The organism is Chloroflexota bacterium (genome assembly GCA_020161265.1).
Lineage (GTDB): Bacteria > Chloroflexota > Chloroflexia > Chloroflexales > Herpetosiphonaceae > Herpetosiphon.
Genome location: JAIUOC010000006.1, coordinates 92,624 through 117,826, shown reverse-complemented (window position 1 = coordinate 117,826; position 25,203 = coordinate 92,624). Strand labels below are relative to the sequence as shown.

22 protein-coding genes are annotated in these 25,203 nt (G+C 50.1%); 9 read left to right on the top strand and 13 right to left on the bottom strand.

All coding sequences use genetic code 11. The features are described 5' to 3' along the window. Positions 1-45: 45 nt before the first annotated feature. Both pssA and LCH85_14735 read right to left on the bottom strand, forming a co-directional pair. Entirely contained in the window at positions 46-738 is a 693-nt protein-coding gene (gene pssA, locus LCH85_14740; GenBank protein ID MCA0353248.1) for a CDP-diacylglycerol--serine O-phosphatidyltransferase, read from the bottom strand. Beyond that, the gene (locus LCH85_14735) at positions 735-1,397 is read right to left on the bottom strand and encodes a phosphatidylserine decarboxylase (GenBank protein ID MCA0353247.1); all 663 of its coding nucleotides are present in this window, start codon (positions 1,395-1,397) and stop codon (positions 735-737) included. The genes pssA and LCH85_14735 overlap by 4 nt, the downstream gene beginning before the upstream one ends. Positions 1,398-1,708: 311 nt before the next feature. Here LCH85_14735 and LCH85_14730 point away from each other — a divergent pair, with 311 nt between their 5' ends. Then, positions 1,709-2,263, top strand: a complete 555-nt coding sequence (locus tag LCH85_14730; protein ID MCA0353246.1) for a PspC domain-containing protein — start codon at positions 1,709-1,711, stop codon at positions 2,261-2,263. A gap of 18 nt (positions 2,264-2,281) precedes the next feature. Then, the gene (locus tag LCH85_14725; protein ID MCA0353245.1) at positions 2,282-3,157 is read left to right on the top strand and encodes a DUF5668 domain-containing protein; all 876 of its coding nucleotides are present in this window, start codon (positions 2,282-2,284) and stop codon (positions 3,155-3,157) included. A 64-nt stretch (positions 3,158-3,221) separates the two neighbouring features. Here LCH85_14725 and LCH85_14720 read toward each other — a convergent pair whose 3' ends face one another. The 3 genes from LCH85_14720 to LCH85_14710 all read right to left on the bottom strand — a co-directional run bounded on the left by LCH85_14720 (position 3,222) and on the right by LCH85_14710 (position 6,904). Then, positions 3,222-5,204, bottom strand: coding sequence for an amidohydrolase family protein (locus LCH85_14720; protein MCA0353244.1), 1,983 nt, complete (start codon positions 5,202-5,204; stop codon positions 3,222-3,224). A 121-nt stretch (positions 5,205-5,325) separates the two neighbouring features. Next, positions 5,326-6,216 carry a hypothetical protein gene (locus LCH85_14715; GenBank protein MCA0353243.1) on the bottom strand — a complete coding sequence of 297 codons (891 nt, stop codon included), beginning with the start codon at positions 6,214-6,216 and terminating at the stop codon, positions 5,326-5,328. A gap of 79 nt (positions 6,217-6,295) precedes the next feature. Beyond that, positions 6,296-6,904, bottom strand: coding sequence for a YdcF family protein (locus LCH85_14710; GenBank protein ID MCA0353242.1), 609 nt, complete (start codon positions 6,902-6,904; stop codon positions 6,296-6,298). A gap of 111 nt (positions 6,905-7,015) precedes the next feature. On the opposite strand from LCH85_14710, the gene LCH85_14705 reads away from it, so the two are divergent. Further along, positions 7,016-8,095, top strand: a complete 1,080-nt coding sequence (locus LCH85_14705; protein MCA0353241.1) for a s-methyl-5-thioribose-1-phosphate isomerase — start codon at positions 7,016-7,018, stop codon at positions 8,093-8,095. A gap of 48 nt (positions 8,096-8,143) precedes the next feature. Here LCH85_14705 and LCH85_14700 read toward each other — a convergent pair whose 3' ends face one another. The 4 genes from LCH85_14700 to LCH85_14685 form a co-directional block, all read right to left on the bottom strand. Continuing rightward, complete coding sequence (locus LCH85_14700) at positions 8,144-8,569, bottom strand: GNAT family N-acetyltransferase (protein ID MCA0353240.1); 426 nt, start codon at positions 8,567-8,569, stop codon at positions 8,144-8,146. Positions 8,570-8,650: 81 nt separating this feature from the next. Further along, positions 8,651-9,178, bottom strand: a complete 528-nt coding sequence (locus LCH85_14695) for a winged helix-turn-helix domain-containing protein (GenBank protein MCA0353239.1) — start codon at positions 9,176-9,178, stop codon at positions 8,651-8,653. Between the two features lie 28 nt (positions 9,179-9,206). Next, positions 9,207-10,415 (bottom strand): class A beta-lactamase-related serine hydrolase, encoded by a 1,209-nt coding sequence (locus tag LCH85_14690; GenBank protein ID MCA0353238.1) that lies wholly within the window; start codon positions 10,413-10,415, stop codon positions 9,207-9,209. Between the two features lie 88 nt (positions 10,416-10,503). After that, entirely contained in the window at positions 10,504-10,830 is a 327-nt protein-coding gene (locus LCH85_14685) for a hypothetical protein (protein ID MCA0353237.1), read from the bottom strand. Between the two features lie 251 nt (positions 10,831-11,081). Between LCH85_14685 and LCH85_14680 the strand changes: the two genes are divergently transcribed. Beyond that, entirely contained in the window at positions 11,082-11,387 is a 306-nt protein-coding gene (locus LCH85_14680) for a hypothetical protein (GenBank protein ID MCA0353236.1), read from the top strand. Between the two features lie 59 nt (positions 11,388-11,446). Here the strand turns inward: LCH85_14680 and LCH85_14675 are convergent, their stop codons facing one another. Next, positions 11,447-14,884 (bottom strand): DUF11 domain-containing protein, encoded by a 3,438-nt coding sequence (locus tag LCH85_14675; protein MCA0353235.1) that lies wholly within the window; start codon positions 14,882-14,884, stop codon positions 11,447-11,449. Between the two features lie 201 nt (positions 14,885-15,085). On the opposite strand from LCH85_14675, the gene LCH85_14670 reads away from it, so the two are divergent. The 5 genes from LCH85_14670 (at position 15,086) to LCH85_14650 (ending at position 19,174) form a co-directional block, all read left to right on the top strand. Next, entirely contained in the window at positions 15,086-15,340 is a 255-nt protein-coding gene (locus tag LCH85_14670; protein ID MCA0353234.1) for a YggT family protein, read from the top strand. 89 nt (positions 15,341-15,429) lie between these two features. Then, the gene (locus LCH85_14665; protein MCA0353233.1) at positions 15,430-17,082 is read left to right on the top strand and encodes a fused MFS/spermidine synthase; all 1,653 of its coding nucleotides are present in this window, start codon (positions 15,430-15,432) and stop codon (positions 17,080-17,082) included. A gap of 1 nt (position 17,083) precedes the next feature. Continuing rightward, positions 17,084-17,503 carry a hypothetical protein gene (locus LCH85_14660; protein MCA0353232.1) on the top strand — a complete coding sequence of 140 codons (420 nt, stop codon included), beginning with the start codon at positions 17,084-17,086 and terminating at the stop codon, positions 17,501-17,503. Between the two features lie 214 nt (positions 17,504-17,717). Beyond that, the gene (locus LCH85_14655) at positions 17,718-18,593 is read left to right on the top strand and encodes a class I SAM-dependent methyltransferase (protein MCA0353231.1); all 876 of its coding nucleotides are present in this window, start codon (positions 17,718-17,720) and stop codon (positions 18,591-18,593) included. Next, a complete protein-coding gene (locus LCH85_14650; protein ID MCA0353230.1) occupies positions 18,590-19,174 on the top strand; it encodes a histidine phosphatase family protein in 585 nt (194 codons plus the stop codon). The genes LCH85_14655 and LCH85_14650 overlap by 4 nt, the downstream gene beginning before the upstream one ends. Before the next feature lie 239 nt (positions 19,175-19,413). Here LCH85_14650 and LCH85_14645 read toward each other — a convergent pair whose 3' ends face one another. From LCH85_14645 to LCH85_14635, 3 genes are all read right to left on the bottom strand, one after another. Then, positions 19,414-20,157, bottom strand: a complete 744-nt coding sequence (locus LCH85_14645; GenBank protein ID MCA0353229.1) for an amino acid hydroxylase — start codon at positions 20,155-20,157, stop codon at positions 19,414-19,416. 167 nt (positions 20,158-20,324) lie between these two features. Beyond that, on the bottom strand, positions 20,325-22,763 hold the full coding sequence (locus LCH85_14640) for a tetratricopeptide repeat protein (GenBank protein ID MCA0353228.1): 2,439 nt from the start codon (positions 22,761-22,763) through the stop codon (positions 20,325-20,327). Then, positions 22,760-25,198 (bottom strand): YfhO family protein, encoded by a 2,439-nt coding sequence (locus tag LCH85_14635; protein ID MCA0353227.1) that lies wholly within the window; start codon positions 25,196-25,198, stop codon positions 22,760-22,762. The genes LCH85_14640 and LCH85_14635 overlap by 4 nt, the downstream gene beginning before the upstream one ends. Between the last annotated feature and the right edge of the window lie 5 nt (positions 25,199-25,203).

Genomic DNA, 25,203 nt, shown 5'->3' with positions numbered 1-25,203 from the left:
ACTTTTTGCTGATTGGGCGTAGTTGGTTACTACGCCCAATTGTTGTTAAGCGGCGCTGCGCGAACCACGCCCACGAATTGCCCAAACAATGTTGGCAATCATGCCATAGGAGATATAGCTGAGGGGTAAGACATATAAAAATTGGCTTGGCCGAGCAAGTGCCAACACAAAGATCGCGATAAAGGCGATCCGAATTGGCAAGAAGGTTTCAAAGGCGATTTGCTCGACACTAGGGAAACGCAAGGTGCTAATCATCAAAAAGCCAGTAAAGCCAATTAATGCTGTTGCCACATACGGGTTGAGTGCACCAGTGTAGAGCGCCAACGAAGCAGCAGTCATACCCGCCATCGGAATCGGCATACCCACAAAAAAGCGCTTATCCGAGCTGGTAATCAAATTGTAGCGGGCTAAACGGCCAGCGCCACAGCACACAAAAATGCCCGCAGCGATTGTGCCAATCCAGCCAACTTCGCGCAACGATATTTGGTAGATCAGCAAGGCTGGAGCAGTGCCAAATGAAACTACATCGGCTAGTGAATCCAATTCCTTGCCAAACTCGCCACTTACGCCCAACATCCGCGCGGCGCGACCATCGAGCGTATCAAAACTTGCAGCCAAACAAATGAGCACAGCGGCTTTGAAGGCCTGACCATCAACAGCAGCAATAACTGCTAAAAAGCCGCAAAACAGGTTGCCCGACGTAACAAGATTGGGAACCCATGAACGGCGAAATTTCACAGCCATGCTCCAATCTGGGTCAACCCACCTTTGATGGCCTGCCCCTTCTTGACAAAGACGTTGATCGAGCCGCTTGGCACCAGAATATCGGTACGTGAGCCAAATTTAATTAAGCCAAAGCGTTCACCTGCGCCTAATTCTTCGCCAACCACTGGCCATGTGATGATTCGACGAGCTACCAATCCAGCAATTTGGCTAATCAACACTGGGCCATGCTCAGTTTCTAGGCCTAAATAAGCCCGCTCGTTGACGATATCGGCTTCGCCATCCCATGCAGCGCGAAATTCGCCTTGCACATAATCGCGATATTGGACTGTGCCAGCGCAAGGGGTGCGATTGATATGTACATCGAACACCGATAAGAAGGTGACAATTCGCGTGGCTTTGCCGCCAATAAAGCGTGGCTCATCAACTTCATCGATCATCGTAATATGGCCATCGGCGGCGGCGTATAAAATTGAACTATCGGCGGGGCATTCGCGATCGGGGTCGCGGAAGAAATAGCTGGTAAAGGCTGTGAGCGCGAGAGGTAAGATCGCTGCCTTGCGACTAAATAACGCTGTCAGGGCGGTCAAGCCCAAGCCGGCTCCGATGAAAGGCATGCCTTCGATGGCAATACCCGGCAGTGAACGGCGAACACGAGCGCGGTTAGAAGGCATGAAGCGACTCCTTAAAAAAACTATTAGACAGGCCGTAAGTGGCGCTGCAACACGCATGCTTGGATTGAGGCGTAATTATACCATCGTGCTTTGTTAATTTCGCATTGCGTCAAAAATTCGACAGAGTTGGCTTGATTGCATACAATGCCAACCGCTTGCAAGCCCATACCCAAGGCTTGAACTTAGCACATACGAACCCTGCAAAAAAAGGTTTCAGCGTTTAGCCTGTTGGTGCGATGATTGCTTGCAACAATTGCACCACAAAGCGCGTCATATCGATAGCAAAACTACACAAGGTTCGGAGGCAAACAATGCAACCACGGTTATTGCGCTCCTATTACGACCGCAAACTTGCTGGCGTATGTGGAGGCTTAGGTGCTTATTTTGAAATTGATTCAACGCTGGTGCGTTTAGTCATGATTTTACTGGTCTTTACGGGCTTAACGTTTTTGATTTATCCTGTATTGTGGTTGATTATGCCGAGCGAAAAACCTGGGGCAATGCCACCGCCCTTTATGCCGCAGCAGCAAGCGGGGGTTGTGCCGCCACCACAGCAACCATTCAGCAATGTTAGCTCGCCCTATCGCTACGACCCATTTACTGGCCAGCCAATCGCTGAGCAACCAGAAGCCTATACTGGCACAACCGTCCAAGTCCGGCCTGATCAGTATATTCCGCCTTATTCGCAGGCTCAGCAACCAGCCCATGCGCCACGGTCAACCCGCAACAACAAGAAAGTGCTAGGGTTGTTGCTGCTGGCATTTGGCTTGATCACCTTTATCGATAAATTTGGTGGGGCAGCAGAATTTATTACGCCATTGTTGTTGATTGGCTTAGGGATCATGTTGTTTCGGCGGCGTGGCTAGAAGCGGGAGATATTGGTTATGACAGCTGCGACAGAACAGGTGCAACGTCGCTCATTATTCTGGCCCTGTTTGCTGATCGGCCTCGGTTTGCTCGGGGCACTATCGGCAATCAATCTCTTCGATGCCAGTTTGTTTGATCTGCTTGATGAGTTCTGGCCAGTCTTGTTGATCGGGGCTGGCCTCGATCTTTTGGTGGCGCGGAATCGACCACGCTTCGGGCTGGGCTTAGCATTGGTAGTTTTGAGCGTGTTGGGCTTGTATGGCCTTACCTATACTGAACCCAACTATGAAATCTATAGCTCTGCCGCATCCATGCCTCAAATGGCAAAGGTTGTGGTCAGCGAGCGCGGCAGTACGCTTGAAATCAAGCCCGAAATCCTCGACGGTCAAACCTCGATTGCAGGCGTTGTGCAAGCAACCAATATTGGCTTACGTGAACTGAATCCAGATAGCGAACATATCAGCATTGTTTTGGGTCAAGATGAGCCATTTGGTGGTAATAAAGGCCCGCAAACAATTTTGGTTTCGATGAATCACCCAGTTGATTTCGATTGGGATTTGCGTGATGTAACGTTAAATGCTGATTTATCGACCTTGCAAATTGGCAAAGTTGATGCTGAATTAGATGCAGGCTCGGCGGTGATTAGCTTAGCTGAGCGTGGTGAATATCATTTCAATATCGATGCAACCACCTTGGAATTAAGCTTGCCCGTCAATATTCCCGTGCGAATTCAGCGCGATGATAATGCAACGGCATTCAATCTCAGTCGCGATTTGAATATTCAGCAAGTTGATGATGATGTGTATAGCAGCCCCGATTGGGAAGCTACCCCAGAGGAGTATCGCTTAGATATTTATCTTTCAGGATCAGCATCAAGCATCACGATTAAATAAGCCTTTGCCTTGCCAACCGAACCAATCCCGCAGCCATGAAGTTCATGACTGCGGGATTTTTAGGTTAAGCTTGGGCTAATTCAACGTATTCTTGCTTGATAATTTGGTCGGGCGTAACTCCGGCCAATTGCAATAATTCGCTGATGATTTGGGTTTTGCCTTCAGCGTCACGGGCCGACCATGTGCGGCTCTTGATTTCCAAATAGGTGCCTTTGGCCGGGCCACTGGTGATCATGTCGATATTGATCGCAAAATCAACCTCGCCATACATAATCCGCCAGCGGCGGCGATATTTCTCAACTTCGATCACATGATCGGGCGAGAAATATTCACGATAGAAGCGTAACGAACGATCAGCTGGCGCGGTGTAGCGTGCCCGTGAAAGCAAGACTGCCGAGGGCAAATCTTCGCGTTCATTGGGCATGGTCAAAGTCAAATTGTATTTTGGCTCAAGCCGCGAGCCATCAACCCGATGATCTTCACGGTAGCGAATCCGCCCACGATTGGGATCATCGAAGGTGAAGTAGGTATCGTATTGCTTGCGTTCGCTCGCCTTGGTAATTTCGACCGCCTCCGATTCGAGGAAAGCTTCAACGCTGCTAGCATCGTCCAAACGGGCTTTGACTTGAACTTCGAAGATTTCAGCTTGTTTAACTCCGCCGATTGCCAGAATTTTATCCAACAAATTGACTTCACGTTGGCTAAGGAATTGGTTGATCGTTTCGGCGATCCGCAGGGCATTGCTCCGAACTTCGGTTTCATCAAGCGTCAACAATTGGCGATCTTGCAGCACAAATGCCCCATCAATCAACACATGGCGTACATCGCCTGAGCGGGCTGAGTAGACCAAGTGATTGTAGATTGAATCGTTGCTGTAGTTGTAGGCTGGGGCTGGCACGACGTGCAATCCACCCAAATCAACAATTGTGATATCGGCGCGTTTGCCAGCTTCGACGCTGCCAACCAAATGATCAAGGTGTACAGCTTTAGCACCCATGCTCGTAGCCATAGCAAAGGCTTGCTTGGCGTTGACCACAGTGGGATCGCCCGTGACACCCTTGGGCAAAATTGCCGCCAAGTGCACTTCCAACCACAAATCTTGGTCGTCGTTGGATGCAGGGCCATCAGTGCCAAGCCCCACATTCACACCAGCTTGTAGCATTTCGCCATATTTGGCCACGCCGCTCGCCAGTTTGAGGTTGCTGGTTGGACAGGGCACGGCTCCCGCGTTATGCTTTTTGAGCAATTGCATATCGCGTTTGTCGATGTGCACACAATGGGCTGCAATCCCTTTATCGGTAAAGGCATCCAAATCGGCGACATAGGCGATTGGCGATTTATCGACCAACTGGCGAGCTTCTTCGACTTCGCGGGCGGTTTCGCTGAGGTGAGTTACCAGCGGCACATCGAATTCGCGGGCCAATTCGGCGGCAGCGCGATAGATGGTGCTGTTACAGGTGTAGGGTGCGTGCGGCGCAATCGCTGGAATCACCCGACCATGATTTTTCCATTGCTCGAAAAAGCGGCGAGTGCGCTCGAGACCTTCATCGTAAGAAGCAGCATCGGGGGTGGGCCATTTCATCACAGTTTGACCACAGATCGCCCGCATCCCAGCTTGATCGGCGGCGCGGGCTACTTCTTCCTCGAAATAATACATATCGACGAAGCTGGTAATGCCGCCCTTGATCATTTCGGCACACGAGAGGCGCGTGCCATGGTAGACAAATTCGGGGTTAACAAAGCGACTTTCGACTGGAAACATATAGCCATAGAGCCACACATCCAGCTGCTGATCGGCGACGATGCCGCGCAACAAACTCATTGGAACGTGAGCATGGCCATTGATTAAGCCAGGCACAATGGCATGATTGTTACAGTCGATCGTTTGGCTGGCGGTATAGCGTTCGCGCAACTGGCTGCTTGGCCCGACCTCGACGATTGCACCAGCCTGAATTGCCACCCCACCATCACGAATGATCGTGCCTGCTGCGTCCATTGTGACGACGATGCCGTTAAGCAGCAGGGTATCAATTTGTTGTAAAGCCATTTGGCCTCCTTATGTTGCACAAAAGCACAAGCATCATCGCTTGTGCCTTAGATGGCATATTTGGGTCCCGTCTGGCGGGAGGTATTCAGGTGATTGTACCACGATTTCGGTTAAATGTGGATCAAGCGGCGGCTAAATGTTGGGAAAAGACATATTTAGTTGTGTTAACGAGGGTTTGTGCTCCCATTATGAATGCTTGGGTTTCGTGATAATCAAGCACACTATACAGCTGGGCAATTCGTTGGCGCAGGGCGCTGCGGGCAGCATGCCAATAGCCCCAGCCTGTAGCATTCAGCCGCAAACCGCGATCATCGCGGGTGATCCATTGTTGGGCTAATAACCCATCGATCGTGCTTTCGGCGCAAATGCCCAAATAGGGATCAACTGCGATTAATAGATCTGGGCGCGAGATCGGATTATGATGTTTAACAATCGAGCGCAAAATCATGCCTTGGGCCGGGCTGATACCACAGGCCTGCCATGCCAAGGCTTTGGCATCGGCGCGATAGTTGCTCAACGCGGTGCAAACCATCAGGGCCCGTTCTTCAAAAATTACAGCTTTATGAGCGCTAGGCCTTGGTCCATAGGCATATAGCAAATGATCAAGGCAGGCTTGGGTTGGAATCGCCTCGCATAAACGTTCGCCATATTCGGCTACAGCATGGGCCGCAGCTTCCGGCCAAACGTCAAATAATTCTTGAATCAAATCGGCTCGTTCAATCAGATACGCCAAGTAATGTGGCCCAGGTTCGTATTTGCCACGTTCAAGCACTAACCAGCCTTTGCGTAAAGCCTTCTCTAACACACTCGCTACAATCAATGGGGTGTAATAATGGAGATAATTGACATAGCCATGAAGAGTTTGACGTGGATAACGCACAACGGCTTCGATCAGCAATAGATCGCGCCAAGAGCCAAAGGTGCGTTTGCCAAAGTTGTGCCAACGGGGATGGTCGATCAAGCTGTGGTAGACAGCATGAATGGCGGTGGGCAAAGAGTGTACTGTCATCATCGCGCGGCCTCCTCTGAAAGCACATACGCTGACTTTGACGCACAGATGCTCAGTTTATGGTATCCCAAAAGTCATGATCTTATTGATCTAAGAGTACATAGGCGAGGTAGGCCAAGGTTTCTCGGCTAGTAGCTTTGATACTAGCCCAATTCGTAGTTGGGCTATTGGCTTTGACGGGCGCTCCAAAGCTGGTAATGCCATAGTCGTGGGCCATTTTGAGTGCTCGCAAGAGGTGCGGTGGGTCGGTCACAATCAATAAACTATCGATCTGCTGGCGCTGCATTTCATCGTGGACTGCCAATAAAGTGCTACGGGTATCGCTGCCTTGGGCTACACTGATGATTAAGGTTGGATCAATTGCGTGTTCGATCAAATAATCGTAAGCGACCGAAGCTTCTGAGCGAGTGTCGTTGAGGCCAGTGCCACCTGAAACGATGATTCGGCGGGCATAGCCCAAACGATACAAACGAATTGCTTCGGTTAGCCGCGCTTCCAAAACTGGCGATGGCTCACCATCCCATTGGGCTGCGCCCAGCACTAACAAGGCATCAACTGGGCGTAATTCAGCTCGTTGGGCTTGGCGATAGACAATATAACCTGTGCTAATAAAAATTACCGCTGCCAAACACAAGCTGGCGAGTAGCCCGCGGATGCTGCGACGAAGCCATTGTTTTGCTGGTGATTGCATTGCGATCCTTTGCCTTAGTTTGCTGCTTTGTACGCTATCCTACCACGCTCAAGCCAGTTGCGGCGCAATCTCTGCTACAATTTTAGCATCATAACATAGATGAGGTTGCTGATGACTGGACGTTTACCTTTGCTGACCCGCCGTGGCGATACCTTGCGCTACGACCGCGAAAAAGGCATTGTTGCTATATTAAATCGCCGTTTGTATCCGGCCCAAACTTTGTGGGTTGATTGTGCTGATCTTGAAGCCGTGGCTCAAGCCATCGAGACGATGGTGATTCAGGGTGGCCCACCCTTGGCCTATGCTGCTGGCTATGGGTTGGCCTTAGCCCTCGATCAAGCTAGTGACTATTCGTTGGCACAACAGCAAGTGGTTTTAGCCCAAGCTTTGGAACGCTTGCGCCGCACTCGCCCAACTGCCGACGATTTACACACCATTTTGGCTAAGGCCGAACGCTTAGCCTTGCAGGCACTTGAGCAAAATCAAGCTCCAAACGAGGTGGTTTATGGCTATGTTGCGGGCGAAATTCAGCGTGGCGACCGTTCAGCCGAACGTTGTGGCGTGCGAGCAGCCGAGTTGTTGACTGATGGCGATACGGTTTTGACGGTTTGCTATCCTGGTGCGGCCTTTAATTGGATGCTCTACACGGCAGTGGTTAAACAGGGCAAACAAGTTGCGGTCATGCCCACCGAAACCCGACCCTATGGCCAAGGTATTCGGCTAACTGCCTCGCAAGCCTTGGAAATTGGCTCACAGGTGACCGTCATTAACGATAATATGTCGGGCTTTTGTTTTAGTCGCGATATGATTACGGTTTATATAACGGCTGCTGATCGCATTGCGCTCGATGGCTCGATTGCCAATAAAGTTGGAACCTATACCAACGCCGTGCTGGCAAAACGTCATGGTGTGCCGTTTTATGTGTTGGGCTACGATGGCCCTGATCTCAACACCGCAACTGGTGCTGAGATTCCGATTGAAGAACGCAACGGTGATGAAGTGCTAATGATGAATGGTCAGCGCATCGCTCCTGAAGGCGTGCGCGGCTATTATCCAGCCTTTGATGTAACCCCGCCAGAGCTGATTAGCAGCATCGTGACTGATCGCGGAATTTATCGGCCAGCCATGATTCAGCGCTATTTAGATGATAGCAGCGATGCACCACTTGAGGTTATTCCGTTGTTAGGCTAAATTTCAAGCCCAGTGCCAAGTTGTTAGGCTTAGCACTGGGCTTTTTGGTTAATCAAGCGCAATTCGAAAATGGTAGGCGCTGATCGTCAAGCCTTCGCGAAAATAGAATTTATGGGCTTGTTCACGATGAACGCCACTATCAAGATGCAGCTCGTTGCAGCCTTGGGCTTTGGCTTCGGCTTTGAGCCAATCCAACAGTGCTTTGCCATGACCACTGGAGCGTTGGCTAGCTGAAGTAATCAGATCATCAACATACAGCAACATTCCAGCATACAGCATTTCCATAAAACGATAGCCTGCCACTGCTTGGACTTGGCCATCAACCACGACGGCGACCATCCGATAGCCATCGCGCTGGATCATCCTTTGAATTCGGGCGACATACTCTGCTTCAACTAAGGCAGGCCGTAGCTCATGCATCACGGCAAAGGTGCTGGCAATCTCAGCAGCGCTTTCAATTTGTTGAATTTGCATTGGGTTGCTCCACAACAGCATAATCGGGGCTATTATCGCAGGTTTTCGGCATGTCACCCTATCCAAATATGCTCTATGTTCTTAGTCTACGATATTTTTGGCTGCCGCTAAAATCACCATCACCGGAATTAATGCTGTAATTTCAAGGGTGTAATCGCTGCGCCCACGTTGGGTAATAATCCCAGCGTTGCGTAATTCCTTGAGATGATGATATAACTGGCCCGCCGATTGCATATTCAAGCGTTCCAACAGGCTTTGGCTGCTGGCCGGATTTTCCAGCAGGGTCTGGATAATTTGTAAACGCACGGGGCTGGCCAAGGCACTCAATACACCAATGAGTTGTTCGGCAGGGTAGCGCAGCAATTCGCCTAAGCCATATTCGCCCTGCCAAACATAATTGCCAAGCGCCGAATTAATTGAGCCAGCAAACAGAAACGCTCCATGACCAAGCTCATGCTCATAATCGCTGCCTGTGCGTTGTTGTAATTGGCGCACCAAGCCCAAGTTCTCGTCAATGGTTGGCGGTGTTGCCGGAGCTTGGGTTTCTAAGGCACTGACCCGGGCTTCCAACGTGGCAATTCGGTCGAGCAAGGCTTGCGCTGCATCCATGAAATTGGTTCCTCTGGCTGAAATCACCCTATTTTAGCTGGCTTGCGACCGATTGGGCAAATGCAGGCTCTAGCGCTACTTGCACGGCAAATTGCTGCTGCATAAACGTTTGCAGCAGGCCAAGCCATGTGGCATCGGGCAATTGATTGAAAAAGAGCACAACCACCCGCGTTCGATCAGCCCATTCGCCCTGAGCAGGCTGGATAAACATCGCTTCAGTTAGCATTGCCGGCAGGCTACCACCCTTAGTGCCAAAATGTTTGAACATTGCTTCATTGCCAGGAATGGTCATGGGCCATTCTAGATATTCGCGCATAGTTTGCGAAACTTTAGGGCTGATCAGTTGATTATTGCCAACCAACGCCATTACCTTAGCATAATCGCTGGCGCTGCCTCTGGGCATAATATGGCTAAAAACTTGGCCTTGTTCAGCCAAAGTTAGGGTTATTTGGCCTTGATTACGCACAGTTTCGCGCCATGCTGGCTCTGTTTTGTAGCGCTCAGCTAGCGCCAAGGCTTGTTGCTCGATGCTCGCTTGATCCAACTTCAATAAGCTTGGCAGGGTGCTTGAATCGATTGGTGCATCGGGGTTCATTACCAACAGAAAAAGCCCCATAATTGGTAGAATTTTGGTTTGCTGCTGCATTCCTAGTGTTTTGATCGTTTGATCAAGCACTGCCATTCCCAAGCGATCGATCAAATAATCGGTAGCGGCGTTATCGCTCTCGAAAATCATGGCTTGAACAAGGGTTTTGAGCGGCACGGTTTTTTGCGGGTCATTGGCAAAGCCGCGTTGATCGGCGGGAATTTCAAGCCGTTTTAATGCCGCCGGATGTGCGCCGCCATCAGTATTTGGCCAATACCACAGCTCCCAATCGGCCATAGCAATCGGCTCTTCAGGATCAAGCGTGCCCGCCTCGACTGCTTGGGCATAGCTTGCCAAGACCACGATTTTCATGGTCGAGGCGAGCGGCAATGGCATTTCAGCATTGAATTGAATCACTGGATCAGCTTGGTTGATGCTGCCATCGCTGTTGGTGCTATAGCTGACCATCGACGTATTGGCGGCATGTTGGCGTATAAAATCGAGCATTTGATCGGAAGTTTGAGGATTGCTAATTGTTGCGGTGGTTGCTGTCGCCGCCACTGCACTTGGCACAGCCGTTGGTTGAACGCTCGCACCGCCACATCCAACCAACACGATCACTAACATGAACACCCAAAACCAGTTAGCCATGTATCCTAACCTCTTACAATATTCTACTATTCTAGATTATATGAAATAATATCAATAAAATTAGAATATTGCAAGCGATAGTTTGCATTTAACTCAGCCTGCCTGGCACAACCCGCCAATGGCTCCAAGCGACTTTGCGATCGCCTAGTTTAATTTCGCTGATTTCAAAAGCTTGATCAACAAGGCTAACCTTATAAATTTCTGGCTGAATAATATCCCACGCATGAATTCGGACTTTGACCAGGTAGAGTGGATTTTCAGCTGTGCTCTCAGGATCGAAGCCCCAACGATATTCCAAATCGGTGGCTGCGGTGATAATTTGGCGGCCACGGGTCGTGCGATCAGCATTGCTTGACCTAAATTGATCGAGCGCAAGATCGCGGACGGCTTCGGGGAGTGGCGGACGCTTTGGCATGCTTAGCTCCTTAGTTAGCAAGATGTATTGAGTATAGCAAGCGTGATTTAACTAGATGCAATGGATTTGATTGCTATACTCCTTATGATTTAGATTAAGAGGTTGTATGCTATGCGAGATCTATTTAGAATTGAGTTGATTCAGCCAACTCATAAGAATGCTATGTTAGGAAGTATCACCATCAACTCGGCAAAAGGAGAGTTTCAAGAGTTTTTTATGCGTCGTTATCATATTGGACAGAGCAAGATTATATTCGGCAATGGCGCGATGCATTAGAGCGGGTTTACTATATGGAAGAACCAGCAGCGCTTATAACTGATATGTATGACCCTGTTGATCGCGAATGTTTGATTAATTGGTGGCAGTTATATCCTGAAGGCGATATGGTCTATATCTATAATCAACTGCTCTATTTAGTGGTATGGCCTACATTTTCAGAAAAAGATCCATATAAAATTATAGAACCATGTTCAAGTTTCAATGAAGATGGGGTTAAACTTTCAGAGTGGATTATTCAACGCAACGCTATTGAGGCAGGGTATCATAAACTTTGGTAACCTAAAATAGCTAGCCCACTCACAAAGAGTTGAGCGGGCTAGCTATTCATATTGAGTATTTATTTAATTGTCATCGGCAGGAAGATTTGGTGAATGCCAACATCGAAGGTGCCCAATACATCTGGCCCTTGCAACTCGCCATGATCATCGCTGGCGTAGAGTTCGATATTGTAGCGACCACGCGCTGCCTCGTTGAAGGTTACGTTGAAAGTCACATTCATGCTAAAGCCAGTTGGGCCGCTGCCTGTAAAGCTACTGGCTTCAACATCAAGCTCGGCAGTATCGCTGCTGAGGATGGTTTCACTTTCGGCAATCGCTGTGCCGATGATATCACCCTCGCTGTTGAGCAAACTAAATGTGCCCGAAACACCCTCGGTAAAGCGTGCCCACAACCCAATTCCATCGGCATTGACCAAGCGTAAATCAAGGCTATCGATAATCCGCCATGGATCGGTGGTGTGAGTCCAGCTAATCGTGAAGGTTGTTTGCAAGCCCACATCTACGCCGCCTGTATCGGGAGTGATGCTGCTAAATCCGACGCTATTGCGCAAAACTGCCAAATTAACACTATTCGAATCGCCGCCGCCAGGCGCAGGATTGCGCACAATCACACTATGATTGCCCAGCGCTGTATTGACTGGCATTGAGAAATTAATTTGAACATTATTTAAGAAGGTGGTTGGACGTTCAATTCCATCAACAAACACCTTGGAGTTAGCGCCAAAACCTGTGCCGCTGACGCTGATTTGCACTGGCAAGCCAATTGCTTGTTGCACAAAACTATTGGGCGTAATGCTGCTGATAGTGGGCACTGGGTTGCCTGGAGCAATAATTTGGGTGCTAATTTGTTGTTGATTATTGGCGGTAATTGGCTCATCAGCAGGCGAACTAAGCGTGCCACGGCTCGTGATCGTTCTAACTTGGGTTGGCGTAACATTGATTACCACAGTAGCACGGGCATTGGGCGTGAGCGTGCCAAGTGTACAACGCAAGGTCGTGGCATTGCTGAAGCTACATGTGCCTTGGCTAGCGCTAATGTTGCCAAAACTGACCGAGCTATCAAAGGTTTGCTCATAAATCACGCTCGTTGCGGTAATGATGCCTTGGTTGATTAAGCTCACATTGTATTGGAATGGGGTGTTGACCTGCACCGGATCAGCCGAATCGCGCAGGCCGACCGCCAAATCAACTTCTGGCTGCGTCCATTGGGCAAAGCGCTTCGACGATTGATCACCAGCGGTATCGAAAATCCCGCCAACAAATAAGTTATCGCCACGCACGCTCAGGGCAAAGCCACGGCTGGGCGAGAGCGCAACTCCACCGCCGCGAATCCCACTGCCAAGCGGTTGCCAGCGCGTACCATCCCAGCGAGCAATATTATTAACCAAGGTTGGGCTGGCATTTTGAGTGATATGAGTAAACGAACCAGCAGCATAGAGATCATTGCCACGAACTGCCAAAACTTGGGCCGTGCCTTGCCCACCAAAGCCTTGGGCCAACGGCGACCAAACTCCAGTTGTCGGGTGAACGAGGGCGATCGCACTGGTTCCAGCCACGCCATCAGCTGCATTGAACGAGCCACCAACCGCAATCTGCGTACCAAATGCAGCTAACGAAAATACAATATCGTCAGTACCACCGCGCAAAGCTTGCCAGGCTGTGCCATTCCAACGGGCAATATTGTTGGCACTCACGCCGCTAGCAGTGCTAAAATCGCCACCTGCAAATAAGGTTCCGCTGCGGAACACCAAGGCATGAACTGGCCCACCAATGCCTGAGCCAAGCGCCGACCATGAATTTCCGCCGTTGGTACTGCGAGCAATATGATTGACGGTTATACCATTGATTTGAGTAAAATCGCCGCCGATCACAATTTCACTGCCGTTGATGGCAATTGCCCGCACTGAGCCATTGATACTATTGGAAATTTCAATCCACTGCTGATCGCCAATATCCCACTTGGCCACGCCTGCGGTGTTGATTCCGCCTGCCTCGCTAAAATCGCCAGCAACGATCAATTGATCACTGCCAAATGGCGCGATTGCCCGCACGGTATCATTGGTGCCATTTTCAGTTTTGCCAAATAATGGCGACCATGTGCGGGTCGTTGGGTTGAACAGCGCAATATTGTTGATCGCTTGATCGCTGGCGCGGTTGAATTCGCCGCCGACAAATACACCTGAAGTACTCGCATGCACCGCAAATACTGCATTATCAGGCCCGCTGATTGTGCCGCCCAAAGGCAAAAATTGGTGTGGTTGGTTGCTGCCAGTTGGTGTGGGAATAAACAAGCTCACAAAACCAATCGGCTCGAAGATGTTGTTAATTTCGCCAGTGACGAAAAATTGTTCAGTTGTGCCGATGCGCTCGATTTGGGTAATTTTGAGTGGTGAATTTGGTACAAACTGCCATGTCGTGCCGTTCCATAGCCCCATTAAGCTCCCCGACGTTACCAGCCCGCTGGAATTCACCAGACCAAAATAATTGCCCCCAACAAAGATTCGCCCAGGTAATTCGGCAATCGCGCGAATTTCAGATGGTAAATTTGGCGATCCAGTTGGATTAAAGCCACGGCCAGTGAAGGCTTCCCACGTATTGCCGCCGCGCCAAGCTGCCGAGCCGCCCACTGGCGAAACAACGCCTGCACTGGTGAAACTACCACCAACCACCACAAAATTGCTGTTGCGAAAATCGACAAAGCGCACCCGACCATTTACGCCGTTGTTCGCGCCAGTACCAAGGCTTTGCCATGCGTTGCCATCCCATAAGGCGATGTTGTTGGCAACCAAACCATTGGCGCTAGTAAATACCCCGCCTGCCACAATTTGGGCCGTGTTGCTCGGATTGAAGGCTACAGCAAAAACTTGGGCATTTGTGCCTGCTACACCATCAGCCAAGCCGCTCCATGTGCCATTCGTCCAGCGGGCAATTCGATTAACACTCACACCATCAATACTCGTGAAGGTTCCACCAACATACACAATATCGCCATTCGCATCGGGCACAACCACCACGGCATCGACTGAGCCATTAACATTGGTAGCCAACGCCGACCATTGTTGAGTAGCAATATTCCAGCGGGCGATACTATCAGCGGTAATCCCGCCAGCACTAGCGAACTCGCCCACGGCATAGACATTGCCGCTGGTCGAAGCATCGATCGCCTCGATTTTGGCATTTGTGCCGCTGATACCACTGCCCAGCGCAAACCAACGCTCGCCATTCCAGCGGGCTACTCGTGAGGCATTGATGCCGCCAACTCGGCTAAACAACCCACCAACAAACAGATCGTTATTCAATGTCGTAAGCGCATTAATCTTATTATTGGCATCGGCCACCAAATTATCGTTATTCCAAAATTGGTCGTCGGCCACCGCATTGAGTGCCGTGGGAGCCTGCAAGCTTGGCTCTGATTGAGCTGCATTGGCCTGAAATTGCGGCCAAGCGCCACCGATCACCAGCATCACGATTGCCAAAAACTGCACCATCCGTCGCATACATTCCTCCTAATCAATAGGTGAAAACTCATCGCAACGGCAGGATAGCCAGTGACTATCACGCAACTATCACGCTAGCTAGAGAGTTTGTATGAACTAATGTGACATCGGGCAATTTACTCGGCGCTTAGCTGACCATAAGCCAAACGCTTATGGTATACTGCACGCAGAAATGCGGCAAACCACCTGTTGGGGGCGCTCATGGGCAATTTCATTAGCCAGTTTTTTCTCCTGTTAATCCCAATTCTCGAAATCGCGATTTTTGTGCGAATCATCATGTCGTGGTTTGATCCAACGGGTCAATCACGCTTTGCCTTGATTCTGCGCGAAATCACCGACCCAATCTTGCTACCAATCCGGCGAGTTATTCCATCGATCGGCATGTTTGATCTCTCGCCGTTAATTGCGCTGCTGATTCTGCAAGTTTTGCAAACGGTTTTTCAATCGGTTAGCTAAAGCGCTAATTGATTTTTTAGTCATGCCGTGCCGTGGATGCAACGCCCAGTGGGTGGCTTCCACGGCTTTTTGTTGAAAGGATTCAAGCATTGGCACGTCGTTACCTTATGTTGTTGGTCTTTGGTGCGGGGATCTGTACGCTCGGCATCGAAATGACTGCTTCGCGGCTTTTGGCTCCTTACTTCGGTACATCACAGTTGATTTGGGCCAATGTCATTGGTTTAACTTTGCTCTATTTGACGATTGGCTATACCCTCGGCGGGCGTTGGGCCGACCGTCGGCCTGAATTGGGCTTGCTTTGTACAATTATTTTGGTCGGGGCAATTACTGCTGCGGTGATTCCTTGGATCTCACGGCCAATTTTGAAGTGGTCGCTTGAGGCTTTTGCCACTCGTTCAGCAGGTTCGTTTATTGGCTCGTTGCTGGGGGTTTTGGCCTTGTTCTCAGTGCCAATCACCTTGTTGGGCATGGTTAGCCCCTTCGCAGTGCGTCTCGCCATTCGCGATGCTGCCGATGCAGGCAAGGCGGCGGGCAACCTCTCAGCCATTTCGACGCTTGGCTCGATTCTCGGTACCTTCTTGCCGGTGCTCTTCCTCATTCCTACGGTTGGCACAAATATGACAATTTATATTTTTGCCATGGGCTTGTTGGTGCTGATTTTGCCTGGCTTCTGGTTGGAGCGACGTAAGTTGCTGCCAGTCGCTTTGGTGGCCTTGATCGTCGTGGTGGCATTGGCATTTTGGCCGCAAAGCGAGCCAATTAAGGTTGCCGATTGCCGTGGCTGTAGCCTGATTACCGAAGATGATTCGGCCTACAACTATATTCAGATTGTCGAACGGGGCAGCGATGCCAACAAAATGATCGGCTTGGTGCTCAACGAGGGCCAAGCCATCCACTCAATTTACTACCCAAAATTTGAGCAAACCAATAATGCCAGCGATTTGCTGACCAACGGGCCATGGGATTTTTACAATATTGCGCCTTACTTCTACCCAAACCGCAGCATGGAAAGCGTCAACAGCATGGCCATGGTTGGCTCGGCAGCTGGCTCAGTGCCTAAACAATTTCTAGCAATCTACGGCAAAGATTCAGTGATCGATGGAATTGAAATCGATCCACGAATTGTTGAATTAGGCCGTGAATACTTCGCGATGCACGACGTGCAATATTATCAAGCACGCGGCGAAACTCCCCAGTTTCCTAATTTTAATACCCATGTTGCTGATGGCCGAATTTTCTTTGCTGGCAACGACAATAAATATGATATTATCGGCATGGATGCCTACAAACAGCCCTATATTCCGTTTCACCTCACCACCCGTGAGTTTTTTGAAACGGTGCGCGACCATTTAGCTCCCAACGGGGTTGCTGTGGTTAATGCAGGCAAGCCCAATACATCTGCTGGTGGTGATTATCGCTTGGTCAATGTGTTGGCCAGCACCATGAGCAGCGTGTTTGCCCATGTTTATATGATCGATGTGCCGAATAATTTCAATACAATGTTGATTGGTATTCCTGGCGATGTTGGCGATGGCGTTGCCAACTTTGAAGCCAATCTCGCAACCATTCAAGACCCGACTCTGCGCTATGTGATGGAGCAAGCACTGGCCAGCAATAGCAGCAAAAAGCCAATTCGCCGTTGGGATGGTGTAGGCGAAAATCGGGTCTTTACCGACGACCTTGCCCCAGTAGAATCGGTGATCGACCGAATTATTTTGGGGCAGGTTGATGAAGGCCAATAGTATGTCAACCAGCGATTCAGATTCACAAGAGATTAAATTGCGCCGCGCCAAGCGCCCCAAGGGCATTGTGCTGATGGTGCTAGCATTTTATGGAGCCGCCGCGTTGGTGGTGATTTCCGCCTTGGCAACTGGCGGAACTGATGTCATGCCCAGCGACGTGGCCAGTGTAGTCACGATTTACCTGATTGCCTTGGCTTTTGGCTTATGGCGTTTGTGGCGTTGGGCTTGGTTTGCCACCGTGATTATGTTTATTCTCAGCACCTTTTATGTGTTCAGCAATGCCCTGCTGCTGAGCAATTCGATCATCAGCGTCGAGGTGCTTTCGCCATTACTGCTGATTGTGCTGGCCTTGGGCTATTTGCTCTCCAAAGATATTCGCACAATCTATTTGCGCAATGGCTGGGAGCCGGTAGAAGGATGAAGGATGAAGGATGAGGGATGAAGGATGTGAAAATTAGCGGATTATTCGTGCAATTCGTGTAATTCGTGGCTAAAAACTAAACCCTCATGTCCTTCGTGTCCTTCGTGGATCAATTTTTAACCTATAAACACAAGTTAAGGTATCAGGTTTGGTAAGGTCAATGGGATAATAGGGGTCACTGGCCCCTAACCCCCGACCCCCGACCCCTAAAGTTATGAAAACACTTTCACTACTAACATCGGATAATTGGCACGATTACGCCTTGCTCGATAGTGGCAATGGCCGCAAACTTGAGCGTTTTGGCCCAGTTACCGTGATTCGCCCCGAAAGCGAAGCCTTATGGCAACCCAAACTCGATGCCAAGGCCTGGGAAGCGGCTCATGCAATTTATGAATATCAAGGCAAGGGCGAAAATTGGCGTAAACTCAAGCCACACCCTGAAACATGGATGATGAGCTACCAAGGCTTACGCTTCAAAGCCCAACTTACCCCATTTCGCCATGTTGGGGTTTTCCCTGAACACGGCGCACAATGGGATTGGGTTGCCGAACAAATTAAACGAGCAACCGAGCAACCACGAGTGCTCAATCTGTTTGCCTATACTGGCGTGGCCTCGTTGGTCGCTGCTCAAGCCGGAGCCAAAGTAACCCACTTGGATGCTTCTAAGGCTTCGGTCGATTGGGCCAAGGAAAATCAAACAGCTTCACACCTTGCGCCCGATTCAATTCGCTGGATTATTGATGATGCTTTGAAATTTGTGCGGCGTGAAGCGCGGCGCGGCGCTCACTACGAAGGTATTATCATGGACCCACCTGCTTTTGGTCGGGGCAGCCAAGGCCAAGTTTGGCAATTTGCCGAATCGTTTCCGGTGCTTTTGCAAGAATGTCGCACGATTCTGGCGCCTAAACCATTGTTTTTCTTGGTAACGACCTACGATACCCGCTCCTCGGCTTTGATGTTGGCCAACACGCTGGGCGATAGCTTGGCGGGTTTGCCGGGCGAGCTTGAGGCTGGCGAACAAACCTTGCGCGAACAATCAGCAGGTCGTTTACTATCGACCTCGATTTATGCCCGCTGGAGCGCCAAATGAGCCATGAATGCTGGCTGATTCGCCATGGCGAGAGCGTTGCCAATGCTGGCGAGCGCACGCCCGACCCGGCCAGCGTTCCCTTAACGGCATTGGGTTGGCAACAAGCGCATGGCTTGATCGAACGCTTGCCCAAGCCTAATCGGGTGATCGTTTCGCCATATCTGCGCACCCAACAAACCGCTGAGCCATTGCTAAAACACTATCCTGAGCTCCAAGCTGAGGTTTGGTCGATCCACGAATTTACCTATCTTTCGCCCAGCCTCTGTCGCGATACCAACCAAGATGATCGGCGGCCACTAGTTGATGATTATTGGCAACGTTGCGACCCTGATTATCGGCATGGCCCCGATGCCGAGAGCTTTCGCATGCTAATCGAACGGGTGCAAGCCGCCATGCAACAACTCCAAGCCTTGGATGGCATTAGCTGTGTTTTTGCTCATGGCCAGATTATTCGCACCATGCTTTGGCTGCAAACCCAAACCATCACCACGCTTGATCAAGCAGTGATGCGGCGTTGGCATCTTGATGGTGGCAGTCGCTTGGTTGGCAATACTGAATGTATTCGTTTGCTGTGGGAATAATTTAACGCAACCCCGCGCCCAAACTACGTGAGCAAGGTGAGCTTTTAAGGGTAGGACGACGTTGCGAACCACTGCGACGCTGGTTCATCAGTGGATGGATAACTAACTCTAATTGCCCTTGAGGGGGTGCAGGGGGCTTTAATCCCCCTGCGTCTCCCGCCTCGAGGCGGGACGGAAGGGTGGTGATCACGGATGATTGTGAATAACCTACCCTTGAAAGGGATGGGCATGTTGCGGTGTTATAACGGCAATTGAGGCTTGGGCAAGCCTTCTAATTCAGCATATTCATAGACGATTGAGCGCAAGTGATCGAGGCTATTAAGGATAAAATAGTGCTCGTGATAGCCATAGGGTGCTGAAGCAGTGTCGGCAACCCGTTCAATATCGAACTCATAGCGCGGGGTTTCTGGATTGAGCGCGTGCAATAACTCGCCTGGTGATGAGAGCAAACCAGCCCCCAAAACCTTCAACTCGCCATTTTCACGCAACAAACCAAACTCAGTACTAAACCACCAAATCCGTGCAATACCTAATTGCTGGCGTTCATCTTTGGCCGAGAGATACAGCGGCCCAAACAATTGGGCAATATCGGCAAATTCGCGGTTGGTAAAGGCTGGCAAGTGGCCAAAATACTCGTGAAACAAATCGGGCAGCGGCGTAAATTCCAGTTCATGCGGGCGACGAATATAGTTGGTGACCGGAAAACGGCGCTCGGCGATATGCTCAAACCACTCGGTTGGCCCAAGATAGGCATTTTGGGCATCACCCAAAGCCCAGCCAGTTAGCGTGTTTAGGTAATCGCTAACTGCTAATGGGTCGGGCAAGTGCGTGCGATCGAGATTCAAAATGTCGATGCCTTCGAGAAAGAGCTTGCAGGCATGTTGTTGAGCGAGGGGCATTTGACGCTGCCAGAGCGCTGCCCATGTATCGTGATCTTCTTGTGGATATTCCAAGCGGCTGAGCGTTGGCGATGCGGTGGCCATTGATCACTCCTTTGTGTAAGCCATAGGCTGCCAACCAAGCCCAAGCATGGGAGTGGGGGTGGCAGCAGTGCCAAAATCGTTGCCTCGCTATTGTACCAAATCTCAGCCGATTCCCCAACAGCCTATTGCTAGAATTGCATAGAACTTATGTGATTTTCGGCATAAGCCTATTCATTTAACAGTGTTTGCAACAGGTCATCATCAAAGGGCTGTCGAGTGCGCAAATTGCTCAATTGTTGTTCATGGGCATGCACCCGATCAAGCCCTAATGGGCGTTCTTGTTCAACAACTGCTTGCATTAGAGCTTCGGCTGTTGGTACATCACCAAGCTTCCAATATAGTAGGGCGATTTTCCACTGAACGTTTAATGCGATACCTCGATTAAAATGCTGCATAATGGCATATGCTTGATTCAGCTTTTCGATTGATTGGTGATAGTTTTTTTGCAACATCGCTACATTTGCTTGACCTTGCAACATGTAAGCACGCCCTTCATCAAAATTCATGCGCTCAACAATCGTCAGTGCTTGCTCAAAGGCTATTTCTGCTTGGTCAAGTTGATTCAATTTAAGATAAGTTTCACCAAGATTATAGAGTGCACGACACTCATCAGCTTGGTTCTCAAATTTTTGAGCTAAAGCGATTGCCTCAATGAGATAGCTAACCGACTCCTCATGATACCCAAGTAAGATCAGGTTTGTAGCAAGATTATTAACTCGCATACTCTCAATAGCCCCACCATGACCGCTTAATCGAAACAACCTTAAAGCTTCCCGTTCTAACTCTAGCGCTTTTTGCAGGTATGCTTGCCCTCCCATTTCACTGTAACATGTGGCCATATCACCCAAGCACAATGATTGTAAGTAGAGATCGTTAAGTTCTAAATCAATGGCATATGTTCGCTCGTGCCACACTATCGACATTGAGTAATCACCATCTTCGCGATATTGATTCGCAATGGCTCCTGCAAAAAGTGCGGCTTTATCGAGTTCTTGAATCCGTAACGCCGCATCAAATACGAATTCGCGTTCGGCTAAAGTGCTATAACGTCGTCCTATCCGAATCCGACTAACCCCAGCACTTAAAGATCCTAATTCAACCAAGATCTGATCTGTTACTGCTGAAATTGGTTGCTGCAGTGCCCATTGCCAAATTGCTACAATATGGGCATATTCGCGGTCAAAATTATCAATGCTTTGAGTTTGAGTAGCGCCGCCTGCTCGAAAATCCTGATAAATAATTTTGAGAGTTTCAACACTGGCTTGGGCATAATTTAACTGGATTTGAGCTTGTTCTGCTTCGTCCAGATAGCGCCGTAGCACGCTGCGCACCAGGTCGTGCATACGCCAGCGCTCTTGGCGATGCTCGAATTGAATCAAGTTGTGCAAGGCCAATTTATACAGCAAGTTTTCGTTGGCCATGTTGAAATCAAGCCCTGCTGTTGCTAAACCCATGGCGCTGCTAAATTCGGCCACAATCAGGCTGAGTTGACGCGCCAAGGCTTGCAATTCGCTGGGCAAACGGGCGTAACTCAGGGCCAACGATGCCGCCACGCTGGCCTGCGGATCATCGGGGTGTTCCAAGGCAGCGAGTTGTTGCTGTTGATCGTGCAGTTGGCTCAGATATTCATCAACGCCAAGTTCAGGGTTTTGGGCCAAAATACTGGCACTGATACGCAAAGCCAAGGGTAGATAACCACAGGCAGCGGCCAATTTCTGGGCAGTTTCAGCCTCAAGTCGTGGGCAAATTTGCTGAAGCAAAGCGATGGCCTCAGGCTCCTGAAACTCGGTCAGATGCAGTTGAGCCATCAGCGGCATCGCAAACCGCAAGCGGCTGGTGACCAACAAACAACTACCAACTGGCGGGGTTAAATCTTGGACATGGGCCAAATCTCGCGCATCGTCAGCCAAAATCAGCACCCGCTTATCAGCCAACACTGCATGATAAATTTCAAGCAATTTTTCGCGTTGTTCAGGCAATTTGGCATTCGGCTTAAACAGCGCAATCACCGTGCCCAGTGCTTGCTCAATCGTCAGCGGTTGCTCGCGCGAGCCATACAAATTGAGCACAATTTGGGCATCGGGAAAATGCGGAATCAACTGATGCGCCAAATAGATTGCTAACTCGGTTTTTCCAACCCCACCCATGCCTTGAATGCCGCTGATCACCGCACCCCGTGCGGCATTGTGGGCGATATCGATCGCATAGTTAGCTTGTTTGAGTTCGGCTGTACGACCCACAAAATCGGCCAAAATCGGGCGAAGTTGGTGCAACGACGGTGCTTGGGTTGGCGTGTGTGCTTGCGGTTGTTCGTTATTGAGCAAGCTGGTTAATTGTTGAATTAAGGCTTTTTGATAGCGATGATAGGTCGCTTTGTGCACATTCAGCAATGAGCAATAGGTTTCAACTGGCGCACCTGGATAGGTCGTCAAAACGTTCAGCACTGCTTGTTGATTGGCTTCAAGTGGCAATTGCTGCAATTGTTGGTAAAACGCAGTTAATCCACCCTGTTGCTGAATCATGTGCCGCCAATCAGTATGGCTAAGCAAGCGTTCTGGTCGTTGTAACACATCTTGCACGGTGCGTTCATTCCACATTGTCATCATGCCGCCTTTCTCGTTTTATACGAACTCAAAGCTAGGCCAAGCAAAATCAGAGCTAAACTTAGGCCACTGACCCAACCACCAATAACCAAGCTCTTGGGTCGATAGCTGAACTCGACTGTGTGTTGGCCTGCATCAACCCATACGCCGCGCAAAGCATAATTGGTGCGATAGAGTTGGGTTGTTTGGCCGTCAACGCTTACTTGCCAATCGTTGGTATAGGCATCGGCTAAAACCAACAAGCCTGCCGCTGAGGTTTCGACCTGCACCAGCGCCCGATTTGGACTGTAGCTCACGGTAGGAGTCAGCGTTTGGCTCGGTGCTTGACCAAGTGCAGGAATTGGCTGGGCCACAATTGCTTGCTTGGCTGGGTCAAAATCGCTAGCTGCCAGCCGATCAAGCTGGGCTAATTCGTCGCTAATTACCTCGGTTTGATAGACCATCCAGGCGCGTGGCAAAACCTCAGGATTACGATAAATCGTGCCTTCATCGTTGCGTTGCACTAATTCTAATGGTTGATACAGCTCAGGGTTGGGGCTGTTAGGCGTGAAAATCAGATATTCCACATTCAGCATATTCAGCAAACGCCGCTGGTTGTAGGCCATGGTGAAATACGCATGCAGGCTATTGCCACCCTCGCCAAGTTTATGATAATCCTTGCCATCCATCAGGCGAGTCAGCCGATTGTATTGGGCTAAATAGAGCGATTGATAGCCGCGAATATCCTCAAGTCCAAAGGCGCTAAATACATTCGTCGGCATGGCTTGATAATCGGCTCCAAACACGCGAAACACCCCGGGTTGGCTCAGCAGAAAATTGATCTGGCGGGTTGGCGGGTATAGAATTGCCGGATCTTGCAAGGCTGGCTCGGCAGCCAAACTGGCTTGCTGATCAGCGGTTGGCTGGAAGATCGCTGGATCAACGCTAGTGTTGTAGCTGCCGCCATACCAAAGCAAATCGCCCAGCAGAATCAACAAAATAGCAAGATTGCTCCAACGCCGTGGGATGCGTTTGATCAACAACCCCACCAATGCTAAACCACTCAGGCCCAGAATAGCAAGGCTGATTGGGTTGAGTGCCAAACGCAGCATGGTGCTATATTGAGCATAGCGCGAATTGGCGGTGAATAAGGCGATATGTTGCAAAGCCCAACCAGTTACCCCAGGTAAACCTAGTAGCAAGAGGCCGCGTTGCACCCAGAGCGCCCGATTTGGCTTGTTGCTCGGTTGCTGCAAACTTTGTAAGCCAAAGCCCGCCAACAGCGCTATCGCAAAACCCCACAAACTAAACCAACGCTGATGATCGGCGAATTGGCGATAGGGTGGAACCAACCAAAGCAACAGTTGGAGCAATGGTGTACCAATCGCCACCGCAAACGAGCCAAGCGCCAAGCAGGCAAACAGCTTCACACCAGGCTGTTGGCTGCGCCAAATCGCCAAGCCTGCCAAGGCCAAACTTACGATGCCAGCATAAGGTTGAATGCCTTGCAACAAATGTGGTTGCCATGCGCTGGCAGTTTCGCGGGCGGCTCCATCAACAATCGGCAATGCCAAACGCAGCAGCCAAACCATAATTGAGCTAGCCGAACCAAGCCCTGAGCCAATATCAAGCCGTTGGCCTTGAGCCGAAAGCGCAATTTGTGGCAACAACTGCACCGCGCTCAATCCGAGCGCCAAGCCAATTGCACTGCTAAATTGGCCAATTTGTTGGAAGCGTAAGCGCCAAGTTGGCAATGCCAACAGTTGAGCCAGCAGCAAACAGCCAACTCCAACATACACATAGAAGGCTAGTTGAATTTGGCTGACCAACGGCAAGGCCAGCACCAAACTGGCAAGCAGCCAATCGCGCCAACGTTGGCTTTGGCTGGCACGTAGCACCGCCCAAAAACACCACGGCAGCATGGCACAAGCAGCACTAAATTCGGGGAAATGCAGCCAATTGAGCAAAAAGCCGCTGAGCATATAGCCCACGGCAGCGAGCGTTGCTGGCATCGGCTCAAGCTGCATGCGCTGGGCAAATTTAAACGTGCCAATCCCTGCCAACCACACATTCAACAGCGTGTAAATGCCAAAGGCATAGCCAACTGGTAGCAACACAAACAGCCAACTCAAAGGGTAAAAGAAGGCTAACTGACCATCGGCCAATAACGGCGTGCCGGTTAAAATCGTCGGATTCCACAGTGGCAACGCGCCTTGCTCAAGAATGTGGTTAGTCACCAAGCGGCGCGGGTAAATTTGGGTAACCAGATCGCTATTGATTGGATTATTGACTGCCACCCGTTCGTAGGAAAAGCGCCAAGGATGCAGGTGGGCCACGATATCCAGCGGCAAGAAAATGTTGCCCAGCACCACCCGCCACATTAAAAGCAGGGCGACAAAGGTAATGCTGAGATACGGCCACCAGCGTTGCCACTGGCGCAAAAATAGGCTTGGTTGCATGGCGC